Origin of the sequence: Flavobacterium sp. (assembly GCF_044339515.1) — a bacterium.
Taxonomy (GTDB): domain Bacteria; phylum Bacteroidota; class Bacteroidia; order Flavobacteriales; family Flavobacteriaceae; genus Flavobacterium.
The window spans coordinates 17,931-39,015 of sequence record NZ_JBIIVK010000035.1; the positions used below are offsets into that span (position 1 = coordinate 17,931).

Annotated in this window: 19 protein-coding genes and 1 pseudogene; 14 read left to right on the forward strand and 6 right to left on the reverse strand. The window is 33.9% G+C overall.

All coding sequences use genetic code 11. The annotated features are described in order from the left end of the window. Positions 1-43 precede the first annotated feature (43 nt). From ACIQ0M_RS10335 to ACIQ0M_RS10355, 5 genes and pseudogenes are all read left to right on the forward strand, one after another. On the forward strand, positions 44-886 hold the full coding sequence (locus tag ACIQ0M_RS10335) for a DNA adenine methylase (protein WP_396151921.1): 843 nt from the start codon (positions 44-46) through the stop codon (positions 884-886). After that, a complete protein-coding gene (locus ACIQ0M_RS10340) occupies positions 879-2,174 on the forward strand; it encodes a type II restriction enzyme (protein ID WP_396151923.1) in 1,296 nt (431 codons plus the stop codon). Before ACIQ0M_RS10335 ends, ACIQ0M_RS10340 begins: the two co-directional genes overlap by 8 nt. A 16-nt stretch (positions 2,175-2,190) precedes the next feature. Further along, positions 2,191-3,135 (forward strand): annotated as a pseudogene (locus ACIQ0M_RS10345) (2-hydroxyacid dehydrogenase); the annotation flags it as partial. A gap of 84 nt (positions 3,136-3,219) precedes the next feature. Further along, on the forward strand, positions 3,220-3,543 hold the full coding sequence (locus ACIQ0M_RS10350) for a VOC family protein (RefSeq protein WP_396151961.1): 324 nt from the start codon (positions 3,220-3,222) through the stop codon (positions 3,541-3,543). Between the two features lie 44 nt (positions 3,544-3,587). After that, positions 3,588-3,875, forward strand: coding sequence for a TM2 domain-containing protein (locus ACIQ0M_RS10355; RefSeq protein WP_396151925.1), 288 nt, complete (start codon positions 3,588-3,590; stop codon positions 3,873-3,875). Between the two features lie 35 nt (positions 3,876-3,910). Here the strand turns inward: ACIQ0M_RS10355 and ACIQ0M_RS10360 are convergent, their stop codons facing one another. Further along, entirely contained in the window at positions 3,911-5,707 is a 1,797-nt protein-coding gene (locus ACIQ0M_RS10360; protein WP_396151927.1) for a GNAT family N-acyltransferase, read from the reverse strand. Positions 5,708-5,886: 179 nt separating this feature from the next. Between ACIQ0M_RS10360 and ACIQ0M_RS10365 the strand changes: the two genes are divergently transcribed. After that, entirely contained in the window at positions 5,887-6,648 is a 762-nt protein-coding gene (locus tag ACIQ0M_RS10365) for an exodeoxyribonuclease III (protein ID WP_396151929.1), read from the forward strand. Positions 6,649-6,674: 26 nt separating this feature from the next. Next, a complete protein-coding gene (locus ACIQ0M_RS10370) occupies positions 6,675-7,640 on the forward strand; it encodes an OmpA family protein (RefSeq protein ID WP_396151931.1) in 966 nt (321 codons plus the stop codon). A 155-nt stretch (positions 7,641-7,795) separates the two neighbouring features. Here the strand turns inward: ACIQ0M_RS10370 and ACIQ0M_RS10375 are convergent, their stop codons facing one another. Continuing rightward, positions 7,796-8,356 carry a hypothetical protein gene (locus tag ACIQ0M_RS10375; RefSeq protein ID WP_396151933.1) on the reverse strand — a complete coding sequence of 187 codons (561 nt, stop codon included), beginning with the start codon at positions 8,354-8,356 and terminating at the stop codon, positions 7,796-7,798. Continuing rightward, the gene (locus tag ACIQ0M_RS10380) at positions 8,356-8,937 is read right to left on the reverse strand and encodes a hypothetical protein (protein WP_396151935.1); all 582 of its coding nucleotides are present in this window, start codon (positions 8,935-8,937) and stop codon (positions 8,356-8,358) included. The genes ACIQ0M_RS10375 and ACIQ0M_RS10380 overlap by 1 nt, the downstream gene beginning before the upstream one ends. 123 nt (positions 8,938-9,060) lie before the next feature. Here ACIQ0M_RS10380 and ACIQ0M_RS10385 point away from each other — a divergent pair, with 123 nt between their 5' ends. After that, complete coding sequence (locus tag ACIQ0M_RS10385; protein WP_396151937.1) at positions 9,061-9,420, forward strand: helix-turn-helix domain-containing protein; 360 nt, start codon at positions 9,061-9,063, stop codon at positions 9,418-9,420. 129 nt (positions 9,421-9,549) lie between these two features. Further along, complete coding sequence (locus ACIQ0M_RS10390) at positions 9,550-10,584, forward strand: NADP(H)-dependent aldo-keto reductase (RefSeq protein WP_396151939.1); 1,035 nt, start codon at positions 9,550-9,552, stop codon at positions 10,582-10,584. Positions 10,585-11,061: 477 nt separating this feature from the next. On the opposite strand, the gene ACIQ0M_RS10395 is transcribed toward ACIQ0M_RS10390, so the two are convergent. Then, complete coding sequence (locus tag ACIQ0M_RS10395) at positions 11,062-12,438, reverse strand: PQQ-dependent sugar dehydrogenase (protein ID WP_396151941.1); 1,377 nt, start codon at positions 12,436-12,438, stop codon at positions 11,062-11,064. Positions 12,439-12,681: 243 nt separating this feature from the next. On the opposite strand from ACIQ0M_RS10395, the gene ACIQ0M_RS10400 reads away from it, so the two are divergent. Together ACIQ0M_RS10400 and ACIQ0M_RS10405 are read left to right on the forward strand one after the other, a co-directional pair. Next, on the forward strand, positions 12,682-13,860 hold the full coding sequence (locus ACIQ0M_RS10400; RefSeq protein WP_396151944.1) for an ImmA/IrrE family metallo-endopeptidase: 1,179 nt from the start codon (positions 12,682-12,684) through the stop codon (positions 13,858-13,860). Then, a complete protein-coding gene (locus tag ACIQ0M_RS10405; protein ID WP_396151946.1) occupies positions 13,857-14,357 on the forward strand; it encodes a DUF4411 family protein in 501 nt (166 codons plus the stop codon). Before ACIQ0M_RS10400 ends, ACIQ0M_RS10405 begins: the two co-directional genes overlap by 4 nt. 98 nt (positions 14,358-14,455) lie before the next feature. Here the strand turns inward: ACIQ0M_RS10405 and ACIQ0M_RS10410 are convergent, their stop codons facing one another. Together ACIQ0M_RS10410 and ACIQ0M_RS10415 are read right to left on the reverse strand one after the other, a co-directional pair. Next, a complete protein-coding gene (locus tag ACIQ0M_RS10410; RefSeq protein WP_396151948.1) occupies positions 14,456-15,619 on the reverse strand; it encodes a VWA domain-containing protein in 1,164 nt (387 codons plus the stop codon). Between the two features lie 29 nt (positions 15,620-15,648). After that, positions 15,649-16,971 carry a hypothetical protein gene (locus ACIQ0M_RS10415; protein ID WP_396151950.1) on the reverse strand — a complete coding sequence of 441 codons (1,323 nt, stop codon included), beginning with the start codon at positions 16,969-16,971 and terminating at the stop codon, positions 15,649-15,651. 149 nt (positions 16,972-17,120) lie between these two features. On the opposite strand from ACIQ0M_RS10415, the gene ACIQ0M_RS10420 reads away from it, so the two are divergent. Genes ACIQ0M_RS10420 through ACIQ0M_RS10430 form a run of 3 tightly spaced genes read left to right on the forward strand, consistent with a single transcriptional unit; the run spans position 17,121 to position 20,836 of the window. Further along, positions 17,121-18,920, forward strand: a complete 1,800-nt coding sequence (locus ACIQ0M_RS10420; RefSeq protein WP_396151953.1) for a histidine kinase — start codon at positions 17,121-17,123, stop codon at positions 18,918-18,920. Continuing rightward, the gene (locus tag ACIQ0M_RS10425; RefSeq protein ID WP_396151956.1) at positions 18,917-19,672 is read left to right on the forward strand and encodes a LytR/AlgR family response regulator transcription factor; all 756 of its coding nucleotides are present in this window, start codon (positions 18,917-18,919) and stop codon (positions 19,670-19,672) included. The genes ACIQ0M_RS10420 and ACIQ0M_RS10425 overlap by 4 nt, the downstream gene beginning before the upstream one ends. A 51-nt stretch (positions 19,673-19,723) precedes the next feature. After that, on the forward strand, positions 19,724-20,836 hold the full coding sequence (locus ACIQ0M_RS10430; protein WP_396151958.1) for a hypothetical protein: 1,113 nt from the start codon (positions 19,724-19,726) through the stop codon (positions 20,834-20,836). Positions 20,837-21,085 lie beyond the last annotated feature (249 nt).

Genomic DNA, 21,085 nt, shown 5'->3' on the forward strand with positions numbered 1-21,085 from the left:
TTACTAATTTGCGAACAAATTTATAGAAATAAGGAAAATACATATGTCTAAAAATAATAAATTAGTGGCTCCTTTTCTAAAATGGGTTGGTGGCAAAAGGCAACTTATGCCTTCAATAGTTAAATTGCTGCCAAAAAATATCAAAGAACTTAACTATATAGAGCCATTTATAGGAGGAGGTGCAGTATTTTTTCATCTACAACCAAAAAATGCAATAATAAACGACTTTAATAAAGAACTGGTAAATGTCTATAAAATAATAAAAAACAATCTTCCTGAATTAATTATAGACTTAAAAAAGCACGAAAACAAACCTGATTATTTTTATAAAATACGTAGTTTAGATAGGACCGAAGAATTTAATGAATTAACTCCAGTTGAGCGAGCCTCAAGAGTTATTTATTTAAACAAAACTTGTTTTAATGGTCTATATCGAGTAAACAATGCGGGAGAGTTTAATGCTCCTTTTGGTCGTTACAAAAACCCTAATATTGTTAATGAGCCAACCTTAAAAGCTGTAAATAAGTATCTAAATTCAAATAACATTATCGTAATGAACGGTGATTACGAAGATGTTTTGACAAAAGCTAATGAAAATTCATTTGTCTATTTAGACCCACCTTATCATCCTATTTCTGAAAGTTCCAACTTTACCGGCTATATTCAGGGAGGTTGGGATATTTTTGACCAAACTAGACTTCGAGATGCTTGTAATGAACTTGATAAAAAAGGAATAAAATTTTTACTTTCAAATTCATCAGCTCCAATAATACGGGATTTATACGATAAGTATAAAATCACAACTGTAAAGGCAAATCGTGCAATCAATTCAAATGGTGCAAATAGAGGTGCAATTGATGAGTTTTTAATAAGAAATTATGAGTAAATCTAAAAACGACTTAGCGTGGGAAAAAATATTTGAAAGATATAACATCATAAACAACGTATTGGATGCTGGATATGCATCCATTTCGTCAACAAATATTAATGAGTTTAGAGAAGCAAGATTGATGACGAAATTTGATCATAAATCGCAACTTCCAAAACTCTTTTCAGATAATAATTTATCAATACTTCCAACCTCTAGAGGCGGTTACGTAATTGGGACATTTGAAACATTTAGTGATTTTAACATTGACGATATTGATATTACACCAATTGAATTTCCAACATTTTTAGAAAGTCTAGATTATCGAGATATAACAAGTGAAGCAACTGCAATAAACTGTGCTTTTATCTCAAAAATACTACATCACTTTACTGAAGAAGAAAGTTTATTACCTACTGTTAGTGGGCGAATGAGCTCATCTTCTTTTGGTTTTGAAATTAATTCATCTAAAGGATTATTTAAAGTCAACGTCGGCAATTCTCAAGTAGAAATTGATGGTGGTTACGAAGGTGATAACTCATTAAATTTAATTGAAGCAAAAAATTATATTTCTGACGATTTTCTGGTTCGTCAACTTTACTATCCATATAAACTTTGGTGCGGGAAAATACAAAAAAAAGTTCGCCCTATTTTTCTAACTTATACAAATGGAATTTTTCATTTGCGAGAATATGCCTTTACAGACATAAATCATTACAACTCTCTTGTATTAATTAAACATAAAAAATATGCAGTTCAAGATGGTGTTTTCAATATTGAAACTATTCAAGAAATTTTAGACCAAACTAGAACGATTAAAGAGCCTGAAATTCCTTTTCCTCAAGCCGATAGTTTTGAAAGAGTTATTAATCTTTGTGAGCTTTTAAAACAAAACGATTTTTTGACTAAAGAGCAACTACTGCAAGATTATGATTTTGGGAAAATTGACCCTCGACAGATTGACTATTACACAAATTCAGCTAGATATTTAGAATTAGTTGAAAAAGATAAAGACCCAATTACAAATCAAATCTGTTTTGTGTTAAGTAAAAAAGGTAAACAAGTTTTTAATACGAACTTGATTGAAAGACAAAAGGAGTTCGCAAAATTAATTATTTCACATTCTGCATTCAAAGATACTTTGAAACTTGCTCTTGAAAATGGTGAAATTCCAAATAAAGGTGTAATTGTTGAAATAATGAAGCGTTCAAAATTATATAAAGTTGGTTCTGAATCAACTTATTTCCGACGAGCATCAACCGTGACAGGATGGATTAACTGGATAATAAATCAAATCGAAGAATAAAGAGAATTTCAAAATTTTGAATACAAAAAAAACAAAAATCCTCCACCTCGATTCCAATCATCCGCTTTTGTGGGAGCAATTGGAAGCATTAGGTTTTGAAAATCATCGGGATTATACTTCATCTAAAGAAGAAATAGAAACTAAAATTCAGGATTATCATGGTGTTGTAATTCGTAGTCGATTTAAAATTGACAAAACTTTTTTAGACAAAGCCACCAATTTACAATTTATCGCTAGAGTTGGAGCAGGTTTAGAAAGCATTGATTGCGATTATGCCATTTCAAAAAACATCCACCTCATTGCCGCTCCCGAAGGCAACCGAAATGCGGTGGGCGAACACGCCTTAGGCATGTTACTCTCGTTAATGAATAAATTGAACCAAGCCAATCAATCAGTCAAAAACGGAAACTGGCTTCGTGAAGGTCACCGTGGTTATGAATTGGATGGAAAAACGGTCGGCATCATTGGTTACGGAAATATGGGAAAAGCATTTGCCAAAAAACTCCGTGGTTTTGATGTGGGTGTTTTATGTTATGATATTTTACCTTTTGTTGGCGACCAAAATGCCAAGCAAGTTTCGTTGGAAGAATTACAGCAAAAAGCCGATGTTCTTTCGCTTCACATTCCGTGGACACCCGAAACGGATAAAATGGTCAATGAGCAATTTATCAATGCATTTGCCAAACCGATTTGGTTTATCAATACTGCTAGAGGAAAATCGGTTGTTACCACAGACTTGGTTAAAGCCCTTCAAAGTGGAAAAATTTTGGGTGCAGGATTAGATGTATTAGAATACGAAAAACTTTCTTTTGAAAAATTATTTGATGGTGAAAAACCGGAAGCATTTACCTATTTATTAGAAGCCGAAAACGTTTTACTTTCACCTCACATTGCCGGATGGACGTTTGAGAGTCATCAAAAATTGGCACAAGTAATTGTCGATAAAATCAAAGCAATCTATTTTCCAACAGAAGAAGTCGCTGAAACAAAAAGAGTAACCGGAATTGGCGGTTTCTTTTTTAAGTCAAAAAATTCCAAAGAGTTAATTGAATGGTATGGCAAGCATTTAGGTTTGAAAACCGATCAATATGGTTCTACTTTTTGGTGGATAGATAAAGAAGGCAACGATTGTTGCACGCAATGGTCGCCGTTTGTAGAAGATACGACCTATTTTTCTCCTTCGGAAAAACAATTTATGCAAAATTTCCGTGTAGCTAATTTAGAATTGCTTTTAGAAAAATTAAAACAAGAAGGTGTAACCATTGTAGGGGAAATGCAGGTATATGATTATGGAAAATTTGGATGGATTTTAGATCCCGAAGGAAATAAAATTGAACTTTGGGAGCCAATTGACAACGCATTTCAATAATTTTTATATTTTTATAACAAATTATCAACTAATCAATATATTTTATGGAAACAACTAGACCAACAGAAGACTGGAATAACCCGAGTTCAAACGCTCCTAAACAAGAAAATAAAAAAATACTAGCTGGGGTTTTAGCCTTGTTACTTGGAGGGATTGGTATTCACAAGTTTATTTTGGGATATTCTAAAGAGGGAATTATTCATATTATACTTTCTATTGTAACGTGTGGGATTGCCGGAATTATCCCTTTCATTGAAGGAATAATTTATCTAACTAAATCAGACGAAGATTTTTATAATACTTATCAGGCGAATAAAAGAGGTTGGTTTTAATATAAAAAAGTCCCTTTATTGGGGCTTTTTCTTTTTTAACCTTTATCTTTTTTCTCCAGTTCCGCTTGAAATTCTTCCATTACGGGTTTTACTGTGCTTTCAGGCAAGTCGGAGATTCGAATATACATTAAGCCATCCACCGCATTATTAAAGAGTGGGTCTACGTTAAAAGCAACCACACGGGCATTTTGTTTAATGTATTTTTTAATCAAAACCGGTAAACGCAAGTTACCCGGTTCTACTTCATCAATAATTTTATCGAATTTATTTAAATCGGCTTCCGTTTCATTGAAAACAAAATCCTTGTCGGCATCTTTCAATTTTACTTTGTATTCTTTTTTCGGATGAATGTATTGTGCCACATACGGATCATAATAATGGGACTTCATAAATTCAATCATTAACGATTTTGAAAAATCGGAAAACTGATTACTAATGCTTACGCCGCCAATTAAGTATTTATGTTCCGGATAACGAAGTGTAGTGTGCACGATTCCTTTCCATAATAAAAACAATGGCATGGGTTTTTGTTGGTATGCTTCAATGATAAAAGCTCGTCCCATTTCGATTGACTTGCTCATCATATCATATAATTCCGGTTCAAATCGAAACAATTCATGCAAATAGAAACCGTCAATGCCGTATTTTCCGTAAATTTCAGAACCTAATCCCATTCGATAAGCTCCGGCAATCATTTGTGCATCCTCATCCCACAAAAACATGTGGTGATAATATTTGTCATATTGGTCTAAATCCAACGATTCATTGGTTCCTTCACCGATTGCTCTGAATGTAATTTCTCGCAAGCGACCAATTTCATGTAATATATTTGGAATTTTATCCGCAGTAACCAAATAGACTTGATAGTTTTTACTTTGCAATAATCGGAAATCACTGTTTTCTTTCAACATGGCCATTTCCTCCAAAATCTTGTCGTGATTGGCCGGTTTGGCAATTTCTTTCGGACTTTTTGGAAATTTTAAATTGGGAGCAGTTAACAATTTATTGCCTTTTTCAAAAGCATTGGCCAACATATACGTTTTTTTACGCAGAAATTCAGCATACGATTCTAATGATTCATATTCGTTTTGTTCGGCCACAGATATAGGTTTCCCGATACGAACTTTAATCACACGCTTTTTCTGGGTTAACAATTCCGAAGGCAATTTAGCCGTTCGAAGCGTATCATTTAATTTGGATAAAAAGTAAAATAATTTACTGTTTTTGGCGTGAAAATAAATTGGAACCACCGGAACCTGGGCTTTACGAATTACTTTGATAGCTCCTTCTTCCCAAGGTTTATCAACTACTAAAACCCCGTCTTTGTAAGTGGAAACTTCTCCGGCAGGAAACATTCCCAATGGTTTTCCATCACTCAAATGACGAAGTGTTTCTTTGATGCCAACCACACTGGATTTGGCGTCTTTGTGATTTTCAAACGGATTCACCGGCATGATATACGGTTTCATCGGTTCGATTCTATGCAGTAAAAAATTGGCAATGATTTTAAAATTAGGTTCGCGTTCCAACATTAATTTCAACAGTAAAATACCATCAATTCCACCCAGCGGATGATTGGAAACAGTAATATAAGGACCTTCTTTCGGGAGGCGTTTTAAATCTTCCTCCGGAATTTCGAATTTAATTTGAAATTCATCTAAAATGCTATTGAGGAAATTTACTTCAGATAAATGTTTATTTCGGTTGTAAATTTTGTTTAACGTAGAAATCTTCAATACTTTCATTAGCAACCAACCAACGGCAGTACCAATAAAACCGTATTTGTCAACCTTGATTGCTTTGGCAACCTCTTTTGCGGTAACTAACCCCATTCGTTATTTATTGTTTGTATGGTTTTGGTGAAAGTAACAAATATAGTAATTATGACAGTATCAAATTCACAAAAATGAATAAAAACGGTAAGTTGTTAAACATTTATTATAATATGGCATTCGCGTTTTGATACTCAAGGTTTTTAACTATTTTTGAAAAACGTAATCAAAAAATAGTAATGAAGATTATTTCCTATAATGTGAACGGTATTCGAGCTGCCATCACCAAGGGTTTTTTAGATTGGCTCCAACAAGCAAATCCGGACGTCATTTGTTTACAAGAAATCAAAGCCACTGAAGATCAGATTCCAACTGAAGCCATCACAGCGGCGGGCTATCCTTATCAATATTATTTTTCGGCTCAAAAAAAAGGCTACAGTGGTGTTGCCATCCTGTCTAAAACTGAACCTAAAAAGGTGGTTTTTGGAACCGGCATACCCGAAATGGATTTTGAAGGAAGAAACCTAAGAGCCGATTTTGATGATTTTTCAGTGATGAGTTTATATCTCCCTTCCGGAACAAATATCGAAAGATTAGACCATAAATTCAAATATATGGATGATTTTCAGATGTATATTGATGAATTGAAAGTTGACATTCCAAACTTAATTATTGGCGGAGACTATAATATTTGTCACGAAGCCATCGATATTCACGACCCGATTAGAAACGCTACAGTTTCCGGATTTTTGCCTTCCGAACGAAAATGGATTGATGGTTTTATGAAAAGTGGATTCATTGACAGTTTCCGTCATTTTAACAAAGAACCACATCATTATTCGTGGTGGAGTTACCGAGCGAATGCCCGAAACAACAACAAAGGGTGGCGGATTGATTATCATTTGGTAAGTGAGCCGATGCGAGACCGATTAAAAAGAGCAGTGATTCTTCCGGAAGCCAAACATTCCGATCATTGCCCGATTTTAGTAGAAATTGATTAACAATAAAACCTCAAATAAATAACAAAATGATTAAAAAAGTTTCTTTACTCCTACTTGTAGCTGCTTTGTCTACCTCGTGCGTTTCTAAAAAAGTGTATAATGAATTAGAAGGAAAATACGCTGCCTTAAAAAAGCAACAGCGTGAATTATCCGACGAAAACCACGGTTTAGAAAAAGCCAAAAATCAATTGGAAAATGATTTAAAGCTTAACCAAGATGAATTAGCCAAAGTAAAAGCCGAACGCGATAAATTAAGAACTGATTACGAAGCCGCTTCCAATAATTTAAAAACACTACAATCTTCGTATGCGGCCTTAGAAAAAAATTCTGATGAAGCGTTGCAATCTAATATGAAGAAAAACAGAGAATTATTAGCTCAATTGGATGCAAAAGAGAAAGCATTAGCCGCTGAACAAGAACGTTTAAACAAATTGCAAGCCGATTTAAAAGACCGTTCACAACGTGTGGATGAATTGGAAGGATTGATTTCTGCCAAAGAGGAAAACATGCGAAAACTAAAAGAAACGCTTTCCAAAGCTTTGAACAGTTTTGAAGGGAAAGGACTTACTGTGGAACAAAAAAACGGGAAAGTATATGTTTCAATGGAAAATAAATTACTTTTTCAAACCGGAAGTTGGGCTGTTGGAGCCGAAGGGAAAAGAGCTGTTGTGGAAGTTGGAAAAGTATTAGCTCAAAACCCTGACATTTCTGTTTTGATTGAAGGACATACTGACAATGATAAAATTACCGGAACATTAGGAGGCGGAATCGAAAATAATTGGGATTTATCAACCAAAAGAGCTACAGCAATTGTCAATATATTAGCAGAAAACAAAAATGTTCTAAAAGAAAACTTAACTGCTGCCGGACGTGGTGAATTTGCACCGTTAATGTCAAATGACTCCCCGGAAGGAAAAGCCAAAAACCGTAGAATCGAAATTATTTTGACTCCGAAATTGGATGAGATTTCTAAAATGTTGAATGATTTGTAGAAAGTGGCTAAGTAGCTTAGATTCTGAGTAGCTGAGTTTGGTTGTGAATAACTTTAGAATATAATATTGAATTTTAAGATAACTGAATGCTCAGCCAATTACTAGTCAAAAAAGAAAAACAGTTTCTGTAATTTTTTATAGAAACTGTTTTTTTATTAATCTTTCAATTCTGAAATCAATATAGTTTTGTAAATATCACAATTTAAAGCCTCTCTTTTTTCGGGATCTGTTATGCACTTTGGATCCTTAGAGCAACCCCAGTTTTTTTGGTCGTTAAATATGAAAACTTCGGGATAGCAATCATTATTACCTACACAAATGAGATAGGTTTGTTCAAAAGAATTAAACTGATTGGTTTTGTTGTTAAAATATAATTCGTCTCCAATTAAACTAAGCCATCTTGCAATTCTCACTTTAGAATCATTAGCTCTTATCAATACAAAATAATAGTCTTCTTGTGAATCTCCAATCGTTTTTTGTTTTAAGATTTCAACACTATTAAAATGGATAGGCTTGTCAAAAGAAATATTTTCTTTTAATTTTTGCTTGAGAAGAGTGGTGTCTTGAATAATTTCTATTTTTTCACCTTTAACTCTTGCAAATGGAAAATCTATATCTCCTTTTGTTGATTCTTGTATATCTGTTTGGGAGAATGATATACAAGAATTAACAAAAAGAAATAATATAATAAAAACACTTTTTAATTTTGTAATCATTATTGTTCAAATGATTTTATAACTACTGACATTGTTTTAGTGCATGTATTAGTGCAACTTGTACATGCCCATACCTTTCCATTTCCACCAGCAATTGTTTGTTGGTAAGGAACACAATCAACTGGTCCGCAATTAGTACTCGTACATGTAATAGATCCTTTATTTGCATTAACACTAAATGATGTTCCCTCTCTATTTAACTCAAAGGCTGATTTATATTTACCATCCGCATCAGAAGCAAATAAACCAAAATAATAATCTGTTGGATTACTTCCAACAATAATATTTTTCTTGATTTCTAAACTTGTATAAGTAACTTCACCTAGATTTTGTTCAAAAGCTAATTCAGCAAAAACTTTTAACAATTCGTCTTTATTAGCAGTAATTTCATAAACTCCATTCCCTTTATCTACTCCAATAACATAATTTTTCCCAAACTTAGAGAATAATGAAGTATTTTCGTCAGTTCCTGAATCTTTTTGTTCATCACTACATGATTGTAAAATACTGAAAAAAGAAACAAATAAAACACTAGATAAAACTGCAATTAGTCCAGCTCTTTTTTTAACTAAATTTCCCATAAAAATAATAAATTAAATTAAACAATAATTTTTGTGATATAAAATTCTTAAAAATTAATATTGAACATAAACATAATATTGCTATTTTTGAGCATATTATTGCTAATCTTAATCTTACAAATCATGGCCATAGGAACAAAAATTAAACAGTTGCGAGAAAAAAATAAAATGTCTCAACTAGATTTGGCAATAAAACTTGGTATAGGTCAAACAACCATAGCAAGTATAGAAAGTGGAAACACGAATAAAATAGATTTTTATTTGATTGATAAATTGTGTAAAGAATTTAATGTCGATTTTCAGTACTTTATTGAAGAACCCAAATTAAAACAAATAAACAAGGATCAGTCTGTAGGTTACATTGCAGAAATTCAAAACATTACTATTCATGACAAGTTGATTGAGCAATATGAAGAGCGGATAAAGGAAATGAAAAATACAATTGAAGATTTAAGAAAATCTCAAAATAATAGAGAAGATTAATAGTTTTAATGAGATTTCTAAAATGTTGAATGAATTATAAAATAGGTTCTGAGTCGCTAAGGTGCTAATTTACTAAGGTTTTTAATCTTAACTTAGCACCTTAGCACCTTAGTACCTTAGTACCTCAAAATGAAATATACAACTCTTTCCCACACCAACATAAAAATCAGTACAATCTGTTTAGGAACCATGACTTTTGGTGAACAAAACACCGAAAGCGAAGCTCATGAACAATTGGATTATGCTGTTTCCCGTGGGATTAATTTTATTGACACGGCTGAAATGTACCCCATTGCTGCACGAAAAGAAACCTTAGGAAGCACTGAACGTTTTATAGGCAGTTGGTTAAACAAAAGAGGAAAGCGAGATGATTTGGTCATTGCTACCAAAATCGCCGGACCCAATCGTGGGATGGAGTACATCCGTAAACCTCTTGATTTTTCTGCTAAAAGTATCAATGAAGCGGTTGATTTAAGTTTGAAAAATCTGCAAACCGATTACATTGATTTATACCAAATGCATTGGCCGGAACGCGTGATGAATATGTTTGGGAAAAGAGGTCTGACCAAAATTGATACCCATTGGAAAGAAAATATTGCGGACGTTTTATCCGTGTATGACAAACTCATCAAAGCCGGAAAGATTCGACATATTGGTGTTTCAAACGAAGCTCCGTGGGCAGTGATGAAGTTCATCAGCGAAAGCGAAAAACATAATTTACCCCGAATTGCAACGATTCAAAATCCGTATTCACTATTAAACCGATTGTTTGAAGTAGGATTGACCGAAGTTTGTATGCGAGAAAATATCGGACTCATGGCCTATTCTCCCCTAGGTTTTGGGATTTTATCCGGGAAACATCTAAACGGTACATTACCCAATTCCCGAATAGCTTTGTTTCCGCAATTTACACGTTACACCTCTGAAAATGCTACCAAAGCCACAAAATTATACCAAGAATTGGCCAATAGCCATGGTTTAACTTTATCCCAAATGGCGTTGGCCTTTGTGCAACAGCAAACGTTTGTGATGAGCACTATAATTGGAGCCACTTCATTAAATCAATTAAAAGAAAACATCGATGCTCATGAAATTGTTCTTTCAAAGGAAATTTTAAATGAGATTGATGCAATTCAAGAGATGATTCCGAATCCGGCTCCTTAAGTTAGTTGGGAGTTTGTACATCTAACAGAAATAATTAGAGGCTTTGTAGCAAAAGAAAATTCCTTGTGAATTCATGTAATTTGCTTCACAAAATTAATCAAAACAAAAAAAGCGTTGCATTGGGGTGCATCGCTTTTTCTAGTGTTTAACTTTGTTAAGTAGCTGTTTTGGGTTGAATCAGATCTTTCGTTGGGGCAAAAGGGTGGTATTTCTTTTTCGATTTCGGCTACTTAGAACGTTCTTGGGTCAATATTTTTAATTATGAATAATTACTTCGTTATTGATGATGTAAAGATATATCGACCAACTTGATATCTAAATACGGTTTTACTCAGAATGTGTTACGGGTTTCTACCTTTTTGAGTGCGGTTTCCCGTAAATAGTATTTCCCGAATGAAGTTCAAAAAAAATTCCGTAGGAATCTCATATCAATGAGATTCCTACGGAATGACAACTTTAAGTTGAAGAATTTTATAATTATTTCACCACCAATTTACTTGTAAAACTAGTTCCATTCAACGCTTCTACCGAAACAAAATACAAGCCGGGAGTAAGGTTATCAATGGATACATTAGTTAATTCTAAACCATCCATTGTTTGATTTGCCACTCTTTTCCCCATGGAATCATAAATAGACAATTCATTTAAATTCAATAAATTAGTATTTCTTATCGTGAACGAATTACTGGCTGGATTTGGTGATAAACTTAATCCGTTAAGCTGAAAATCATTCGTGCTTAAACTTGTATCGATTACTCTTGAAATCACACCATTCGAAATACCAACCCAATATAACTCGCCATTCACATCTTCTCCAAACGAAACTACATTTCCTGAAAAAGCATTCGCTGTCCATGTAATTGGACCTCCATTCACATCGATATAACCAATTTTATTGTTACAATAATCAGCAAAAACATATTTATTTTGAAGTTCAGGATAAGTTGTTCCTCGGTACACATATCCTCCCGTTAACGAACAACCTCCTGTAGAAGCATGCGTATATTGTGCAATTGGGAACGTATAATTGGAGGAAGCACCACAGCCGTTAGTGTTGTAAGCCGAATTTCCTTCATAACAACGCCAACCGTAATTTAAACCGGCTTCGGTTGAAGAAGCTTTGTTGATTTCTTCAATAGCATTCTGACCCACATCGGCAATCCAAAGGTCACCGGTTTGTCTGTCGAATGAGAATTTCCAAGGGTTTCGCACACCAACTGCCCAGATTTCATCTTCGCCGGCAATGCCCACATAAGGGTTGTCAGCCGGAATAGCATAACCGGTTTCGCCATCCACATCAATACGAAGCATTTTGCCTAGGAGCGAATTGAGGTTTTGTCCGTAATCATTCGGATCGCCGCCACTTCCGCCGTCACCCATACCAATATACAAATAACCATCCGGCCCAAAATTGAGCGAACCGCCATTGTGATTGGGAAATGGCTGAGCAATGGTCAACAAAATTTCTGCACTAGCAGGGTTGGCAACGTTTGGATCGGAATCACTTACGGTATATTTTGCGATTACAGTAGCACCATCACTAGAGCGGGTGTAGTTGACATAAAAGCGTCCGTTTGTTTCATAATCCGGGTGAAAAGCCAAGCCAAGCAACCCGCGTTCACCACCTGCTACAATGAGGGAGGAGAGCGATAGGAAGGGAGTTGCATTAATTGTTCCGTTTGCATTAACAATGCGGATTAAACCACCTCGTTGCACCACAAACAACCGTTCGTCACCGGCATTTACAATAGCCACCGGACTCGAAAATCCACTAGCAAAAGTTTGTAAGCCAACGGTTTGTGATAAAGAAGCCGTGGCAAACAGTAAAAAACATAATTGTAAAATTTTTTTCATAGCATTTTAGTTTTTGGATTGAGTAAAATTAGTAAAAAAATATAAATTGTCCTAATTTAGAATAGGTTAGCATTCGGTTCAGTTAAATCATGCATGATTTACGTGTTTTTTAGGGATTAGGTTTTAAAGGATTTAATTTGTGGTTAAAATTTACTAGTTTTAAAAAATACATTTTTTGTATAATTTTTAATGATTAACATTGGAATGTTTTTAGAATTCTTTTTTTATATCTTTGACACTAATATGGCAGAAAAAGCATACATAACGCCAAATGTTCTTAAATGGGCTAGAGAGTCGGCAAGAATGACCGAGGAAATAGCTTGTGCTAAAGTTTCTGTTTCCATAGAAAAATTGAAGGAGTGGGAAGATGGTGTTAGTTTACCAACTATTAGACAAGCTCAAACCTTGGCAAAAGCTTACAAAAGGCCTTTTGCATTATTGTTTCTACCTGATGTTCCAAGAGATTTTCAACCTTTGCAAGATTATAGAAAAAGTGGTTCAAAATCTTTAAGTACTTCATCTGTATTTATTATACGTGAAACTCAACAAAAGCAATCATGGATTAGAGAACTATATGAGGAAAATAAAGAAAAGGAATTGTCATTTGTTGGAAAATTTAATATATATGATAATCCTGAAATTGTTGCTAATGATATATTGGAAACATTAAATATTAATCCATCTGACTATAAAACCGAAAATCCAATTAAGGAATGGATAGATAAAGCGGAGTCAAAAGGTGTTTTCATTTCTAGAACAAGTTTTATTCATTCAAGACTAAAATTAGATTCTGATGAAATACAAGGTTTTGCAATTGCTGATAAATATGCTCCATTTGTTTTTATAAATTCAGATGATTGGAATGCCCCGCAGCTATTCACATTAGTGCATGAATTGGCACACATTTGGATTGCTGAAACAGGAATTTCTAATGAAATTGAAATAAATATTAAAGATAAAGATAAATACCACCCTATAGAACTATTCTGTAATGAAGTTGCAGCAAGTGCTCTTATCCCAAAAGAAATAATTAATAATTTTGATAAATCAACCTTTAGTGATTCTAAGGAAATATTTAAATATGCCAAAAATTTAGGTGTTAGCTCTTTTGCACTTTTAGTGAGAGCATATAATCTAAACATAATTAATTTCGCAACTTATCAAATTTTAAGAAAAGATGCGGAATATCAATTTACTGAGTTTCTAAAACGTGAAGCTGAGAAAAAAGCAAAACAAAAAGAAAAAGAGCAAAAAGGAGGTCCAAATTATTTTTTATTGCAATTAAATAGAAATAGTAGACTTTTTACACAAACGGTTCTTGATACATTCAGAGGGGGGGGGATTGAACCTTCACTAGCAAGTAATCTCTTGAATGTCCAAATAAATAAGTTTCAAAAATTAGAAGCACAGCTATATAAATGAGTACAATATCAAATACTTACTGTATAGATGCCAATGTACTTATTCAAGCTTGGCAAAAATATTATTGTCCAAAATTTTGTCCTGATTACTGGAAAATTTTAGATGAATTAGGAAGACAAAACAGAATTTTTATTTGTGAAGATGTTTATAATGAAATTAAGAAGACTGAAGATGATTTGTATGATTGGTTAAAAAGTTGCAATATCCCAATAAAAAAATCTTCTGAGAATGTTATAAAATGTCTTAAAGAAATTTATCAAAATCCACTTCATTTAAAATTAGTTGACAACACAAAAAACCGCTCATTAGCCGATCCATGGGTAATTGCTCATGCAATGAATGAAAAAGCAATAGTAGTAAGCAAAGAAGAAAAAATTACAGCAATTAATACTGAAAAAGTAAAAATCCCTAATGTTTGTGAAAATATGAGTGTAAGGTGTATTAATGATTTTGAATTTATTCAAGAAATACAATTGAAATTTTCATGTAGTTTATAGTATCAAAACTATTTAAAAAGAAGCTTTTTGAACTCATATCACTCAAAAAAAACCGCCCCAAATGACTTCAAGGCGGTTCAACCACAATCCAACTAAAATTAGTTCACCACTACATAACCTTTTGCTTTGGCATAACTGTGTATAGACGTTACCATTGCATTGCCTAAATCGTCTTGCAAGGCGGTATTTTTAGATTCGTTGTCAATAAAGACTTGTCGCTTTTTAGCCAGTTCCGCCATTTCTTTTTGAATGGTTTCACGTTCCTTTGCCTTTTGAGCCACAATGGTTTTTATCTCTTCTTTCGATTTGTTTTTAAGTTCCGCCGGTAGTTCTTCGGGTTTAAGTTTTTCAATTGCTTTGTCGTCTTTTTTGGCTTTATCCACTAAATCCCAACTGTCGTTTTTATATACTTCTTTCGATTTACTCACCGAACGCTCGGCATAATTGGCTCCTGAGATCGATTGAGCATTGGCATCTTGCACTTCTTGACTTCTTTTTTTCTCAACACCTTTTGCACCATACCCAATATACGTAGTATTTAACCGTACATTGCATTGCGAAATCTGATCGTCATACGGCGTCACGATGTAACGAACTTTGGCGTTGTAATCAATGTTAAAGTATTTTCCTTTGCCCACATCGGCACCGTCTTTCCAAAAGGTCGAAATCCCTTCGGCCGCATCGCCACAGAAAATCGTGTTGATAAAAATGTCTTTCTTCAACGCATCGGCAATGGCTTCTTTATAGTTGATGTTTCCTTGATCAAACGGTTCGTTTCCGGCAATATATACGAGCTTCATGCTTTTTTGATGGTCGTCCCAGGTCAATTTATCAGAAGCTTCTTTGATTACGGCACCGCAATATTCGCTTCCACCATTGGTTCGCAACGCAAACAACTGTTCCGAAATCAAATCTAAATCTGTAGTCAACGGCGTGATTTGACGGATAAAATTGGATTCCAAACTCAATCCACTGTTGCCATATTCATACAATGAGATTTGAATTTCAGGACTTTTTCCTTCGTATTTCAACGTGGTTAATGTGTTGACGATGTTCCAGAGGCGTGACTTGGCTTGTTCAATCAGACCATTCATACTGCTGGAAGTGTCTAACAATAAAGCGACTTGAATTTTGGTGTCGGCTGTCGCTACAACTGTTGTTTGCGGTTGCGAATTGACAGCTAAGGTTTCGTTTTTCTTCTCACAATTGCTAAAGAGCAGGCAGGAAGACAATAAGGCGATGGATAAAACTAAATTTTTCATAGTGTTGGATTTAAAAGTTGTGATTACAATTATTTTTGAAGGTTTTTGATGTCGTTTTCTATCGAAAGAATCATCAAACAAGTTGCAGTACAAAACGAGGGACTCGTGATGCAGTGGTGACCGTTCCAACTTCCGTCTGCATTTTGAATTTGCATCATGCGACCGCCGATGTTGTCGTACCATTTTTTCCAATCGTCATCGTGATTGACCACCATTGATTCGCCGGTTTGAAGGAAACTTAGGAATTCTTCACCACCGTTGTTGCCAAAACCGGATAGCACATCTTCTTTCATTGCGGTTACTTTGGCAGAATTATAAACTTTATTTGCCACATCATACGATTTTGCTTTTTCTTTGGAATAGCCTAATCGTTCTAAATTTTGTTCGTTTAAAACAGCATCTCTTTCAATTTTTCCTTCTGCTTTGGCTTTTTTAAACAATTGGTTGGCTTCTTTGGCTTCTTCCGCACTGTTTCGAACGGAACTACTTACTGCATACAACATAATTCCTGCACCATCTTCTGTTTTTGCCGATTGACTATCCGGATTATAATTGCTTTTTTGGTATTCTCTGGCTTTTTGAATTTTGTCTTTATCGACTTTGATTCCTTCGTTTTTGGCGGCCATTTCTAAACCTGAATTAGCAAACGAAGATTGTAAAACCCCAGCCCAACCCGAGTTCCCCACTTTACCGGAGTCGCCCATTGATTTTTCAATTTTATCCACGCAAACCTGAATGCCGTCTTGCACTCTTTTTTTCATTGATTCATCACTAAGCGTGGGAAGCAATTGGTTGAAAAATTGCAACGTCAGAACAGCATCAATGTGTTGCCCTAATTTTCCTTGAATTTGCGTTCCTCTAATTTGTGTGATATAAGGAGAATTTTGGTTTTTTTCAATTTCATTTAATAGAAATAAAACAGATTTCTTGAGAGTTTCTTTGTGCTGACCTTTTTCCATCGAATGACCGCAACGGTACAAAGCCATTGCCGACATTGCCGTGGTAGCCGGATCAGAAGGAACAGCGTGCGGATTTTTTTCTTTTTGATTGTTTCGTGATCCTGCTCCCCATCCGCCATCGGAGTTTTGGGCTTCAATGAGCCATAATTCACCTTTTGAAATGGTTTCAATAAATTTAGTGTTCGTTTTTACTACGGATGCACCTTCAACGGATTGTTCGCCCATTAAGGACATAAATACACACGGTTTTTTTTCATCTTCCACCATTTCTCGTTGAGCGATTTCTTTTTTTGGAAGAAGTTCTTTCGTTGGTTCGGAATCATTTCCCAACAAATAAATAAATGGAACACAACTTATTAAAGCAGACATTCCAAGGATGATTTTTGTTTTCATAGTATATGGTTTTTGATTAATATTTTTGATAAAATTACCAAGAAGAACAACCCAACTTTGAGCGACTTGGTGAAAACCATTTCTGACTTGGTGAAATCGTTTTTTAAACCCGATTTTATTTTCGTACTTTACACTATAATATAAATGAGATGGTTATCCGATTTAAAATAGTACTACTGGCGATGTTTTTTCCCTTGGTCATGATGGCTCAAGACAGCATCAAAACCAAAGTGAATAAATCTTCTGTGAGCAAAAAAGCCAAGGAAGTGGAACAAACGTTGTCTAAAAGTAATCCGGAAAATACCGCAGATAAATATGTAGAATTGGCTAATGAGTTGGATAAAAAAGGAGATTACGCCAAAGCGGAAGACTATCTGAAAAGAGCTTTGCCGATTTATCAAAAGCAAAAAAATAAAGATAAAATAGCGAGTACAACCCGTTCGATTGCTCAAATTCAGGAGAAGCAGAAAAAGTTTAAGGAAGCGATTTTCAATTATCAATCGGCGAGTGAAGAAGCGGTTGAGGTGGGTTATTCTAAGGTAAACTCGAATGATGCGAGTCGTTTACAAAACACCAATCCGCGAGTTCAAGCGGATTATTTAGAATCGAACATCAAAATTTTGGAAAAGGAAGGTAAAAAGGAAGAAGCTGCCGAAGCATACAAACAAAAAGCGGTAGTCGATTTAAAATCGGAAAACAAAGAAATGGCGATTGAAAATTATGAAAAAGCCATTGCTGTTTCCAAAGATAAACCGGAAGAAGTTCTGAAAATAAAAAGTGAAATTTCGAAAGTCTATGCTTCGGAAAACAACTTGGATAAAGCGATTGAAATTACAAAAAACACCATTTCGGAAGCGGAAAAAATCGGAAGTGTTTCGCAACAAATTGAGCAACAGCAAACGTTGGCCGATTTGTATTTTAAAAATGAAAACCAAGACGATGCGATTGTTTTATTGGAAAAAACGTATAATTTGGCTTTAAAAAACGGCCGCACTTTTGATGCGAAAAAAGCGATGTTAGCTTTGTCAGATTATTATCGAGAAAAAGGGAATCAAGCAAAAGCGATTGAGTTGTATGACAAATTTCTGAATGATTTTGACCGAATGATTCAAGCAGACAGTTCGTTGGTAGATGCGAAAATTTTTCAAGTTACGGAAGAAAAAATAAAGCAATTGGAAAAAGAACGAGCGTTAAAAGATGAGTTGATTACGAAGAAAAACAAATTCAATTATGTGTTGATTGGTTCCGTTATTTTGATGTTGATTTTATTGGGATGGATTGCAAAAGCATTGTTTTCCATCAAAACGAAGAACAAAAAAATTGCGTTGCAATCGTTACGAAGAGAAATGAATCCGCATTTTATTTTTAATAGTTTGAATAGTGTGAACCAATTTATTGCTCAAAATAATGAGTTAGAAGCCAATAAATATTTGACTTCTTATTCTAATTTGATGCGAAACATGATGGAAACGTCGAACAAAGATTTTATTTCGTTAGCCAATGAATTAGAGCAGATTAAAAAGTACTTGGATTTGGAACATTTGCGGTTTCAGGACAAATTTGTTTATGAAATTGTGGTGGATGAAAAGTTGGATTCGGATGTAATTTTAGTTCCGAATATGTTGATTCAACCGCATTTGGAAAACGCCATTTGGCATGGTTTGCGTTACAGAGAAACAAAAGGAAAGTTGAAAGTGACTTTTGCAGAAGACAATCAGTTAATCAAAGTTTTGATTGAAGATGACGGCATTGGTGTTGAAAAAAGCAAAGAGTTGAAAACGCAAAACCAAAAAGTGCATGAATCCAGAGGCTTGAGTAATGTGGAAGAACGCATTAATTTGTTGAACGATTTGTATCATCAACAGATTTCTTATACTATTTCTACGGGAACGGATGGAAACGGAACATTAGTCACACTTTATTTTTCAAAAACCACCAAAGTAGCATGAACGATTTTCAAAAAATAAAAAGTGTCATTGTCGAAGATGAGTCGGCTGCTCGCGAAGCGTTGAAAAACTACTTGGCAAAATATTGTCCGCAAATCGAGATTATTGGCGAAGCACAAAACAGTCGAGAAGCTATTCCGCTGTTGCAGGAACTCCAACCGCAATTGGTTTTTTTGGACGTAGAAATGCCGTTTGGCAATGCGTTTGATGTGTTGGAAGGCTGCAAAGAGTTACATTTTGAAACCATTTTTGTCACTGCTTTTTCGGAATATTCATTGAAAGCGTTGAACCAAAGTGCGGCGTATTATTTGTTGAAACCCATTAGCATTGAGGAATTGATTTTGGCTGTAAACAAAGTCCAACAACAATTAATGAAGCAGGAATTGTTTAACCGAAATCAAATTATTGTTCAAAACTTCCGCGAGACTAAAATCGAGAAGCAACAAGTCATTTTACCCACGTTAGAAGGTTTTGAAGTCGTAAAAATGGAAGAAATCGTTCGTTTGCGAGGCAATGGCAACTTCACCGATATTCATTTAGCAGACGGAACAAAAAAAATGGTCTGTCGTTTTTTAAAACATTTTGATGAATTGTTGGATTTTCCGTTTATGAGAGTTCATAAATCACACATTATCAATTTGAATTTTGTGAAATCGTTTCACAAATCGTTGGGTGGTTATGTCACGCTTTTTGATGAAACGGAGATTGAGATTTCTGTGGGTTATAAAGAGGAGTTTTTGAGGAGGTTTAGGTGAGAGAAAATCAAGCCAGCAATATAGATTTAGTTTAAAATAATCCGCTTAGTTATGAATAGTGCAATCGTTATAATTTTACTAGCAGTTATAGGTCTTATAAAGATTTTAATTTCCCGTAAAAATACTACTTCTAAAAGTACGCACATTCCTTTAAATTTAGAGGAAAATTCTCTTATTGAAAAAAATAAAAAAGATGGTAAAAATCTACTTATCACTTTCTTTAAAGAAATTAACTGCATTTATATTCTCATTAAAATAGAAAATAATTTTTTCATATCAAAGCAAAATTTAAGTTTTGAAGAAATTGAAAAAATCAAACTTGATGTTATAACTTCTGAATCTGTTTCAGAAATTGTACATCTGAAAATAATTAATAACGAAATTATAGAAATTGTAACAAGAGGTAACAATGATAATGAAAAATACACTTACTTTAAATTCGATTTAAAGGGTTTGATTATTTGTAAAAAAATCATCAATGAAAATTTACACTCAGTTTTAATCATAAGAGGCAATGGCTTTATCGAAACTTTATTTGATGATGGCTCAGCAGATACCAAAACAGCTTTAATTTCTGAAAGTAATAATGAGATTATTTTTTTAGATTTTTTAAATGAAGATTTATATCCTGAGAAAGATTGGGGTTGTTATCATTATTTAGAGGCTTTAACTACTACAAATAAACCGAATCAACTTGCGGTAATTGTAGTACATCCGTATTGGCAAGTTGATGGAATTAAAATTTTCAATTATTTCAATAATTTAGAGTTAATTTATGATTTAGATGATGAAAATCTAGATGGTGCAATACATGATTTGACCTTTAATTCAAAAGGAGATAAATTTGTTGCTTTACTTTATAAGTACAATGAATCTGAATCTAAAGACTTTATATCAATTTTAGAATTTAGTACAGATAATGAAAAAACATATAATAAGTTAATTAAAACCGCAATTGGATATTGGGATAATAGAATTGAAAAAGTACACTATTTAACTGAAAACTTGATTTGTATAATTAATTGTACAGATATTTATATTTTTGAACTCGATACGAATAAAAATATACAGGCAATTGAAAGAGATAAATTATCACCTTTTTATGTTACTTTTAACTGCTTGGTCTATCAGTTTAATAAAAAATTAATTTACAGAGAATTTTAGAATTGACATCAAAGACTTTTTGACGAAACAGAGATTGAGATTTCTGTGGGTTATAAGGAGGAGTTTTTGAGGAGGTTTAGGTGAGAATAAATTTATGAATTTTTCTGTAAATTAGAAAACAATAATTGAAGTGATTTAAACTTATTTTGTAAATATAAAAGGGTTGACGAAATTTGTGTTGCAAAACATAATCATTTCAAAATCAACCCTTATGTACAGTGTACTTGACAAAGATATAATAAAAAGTGA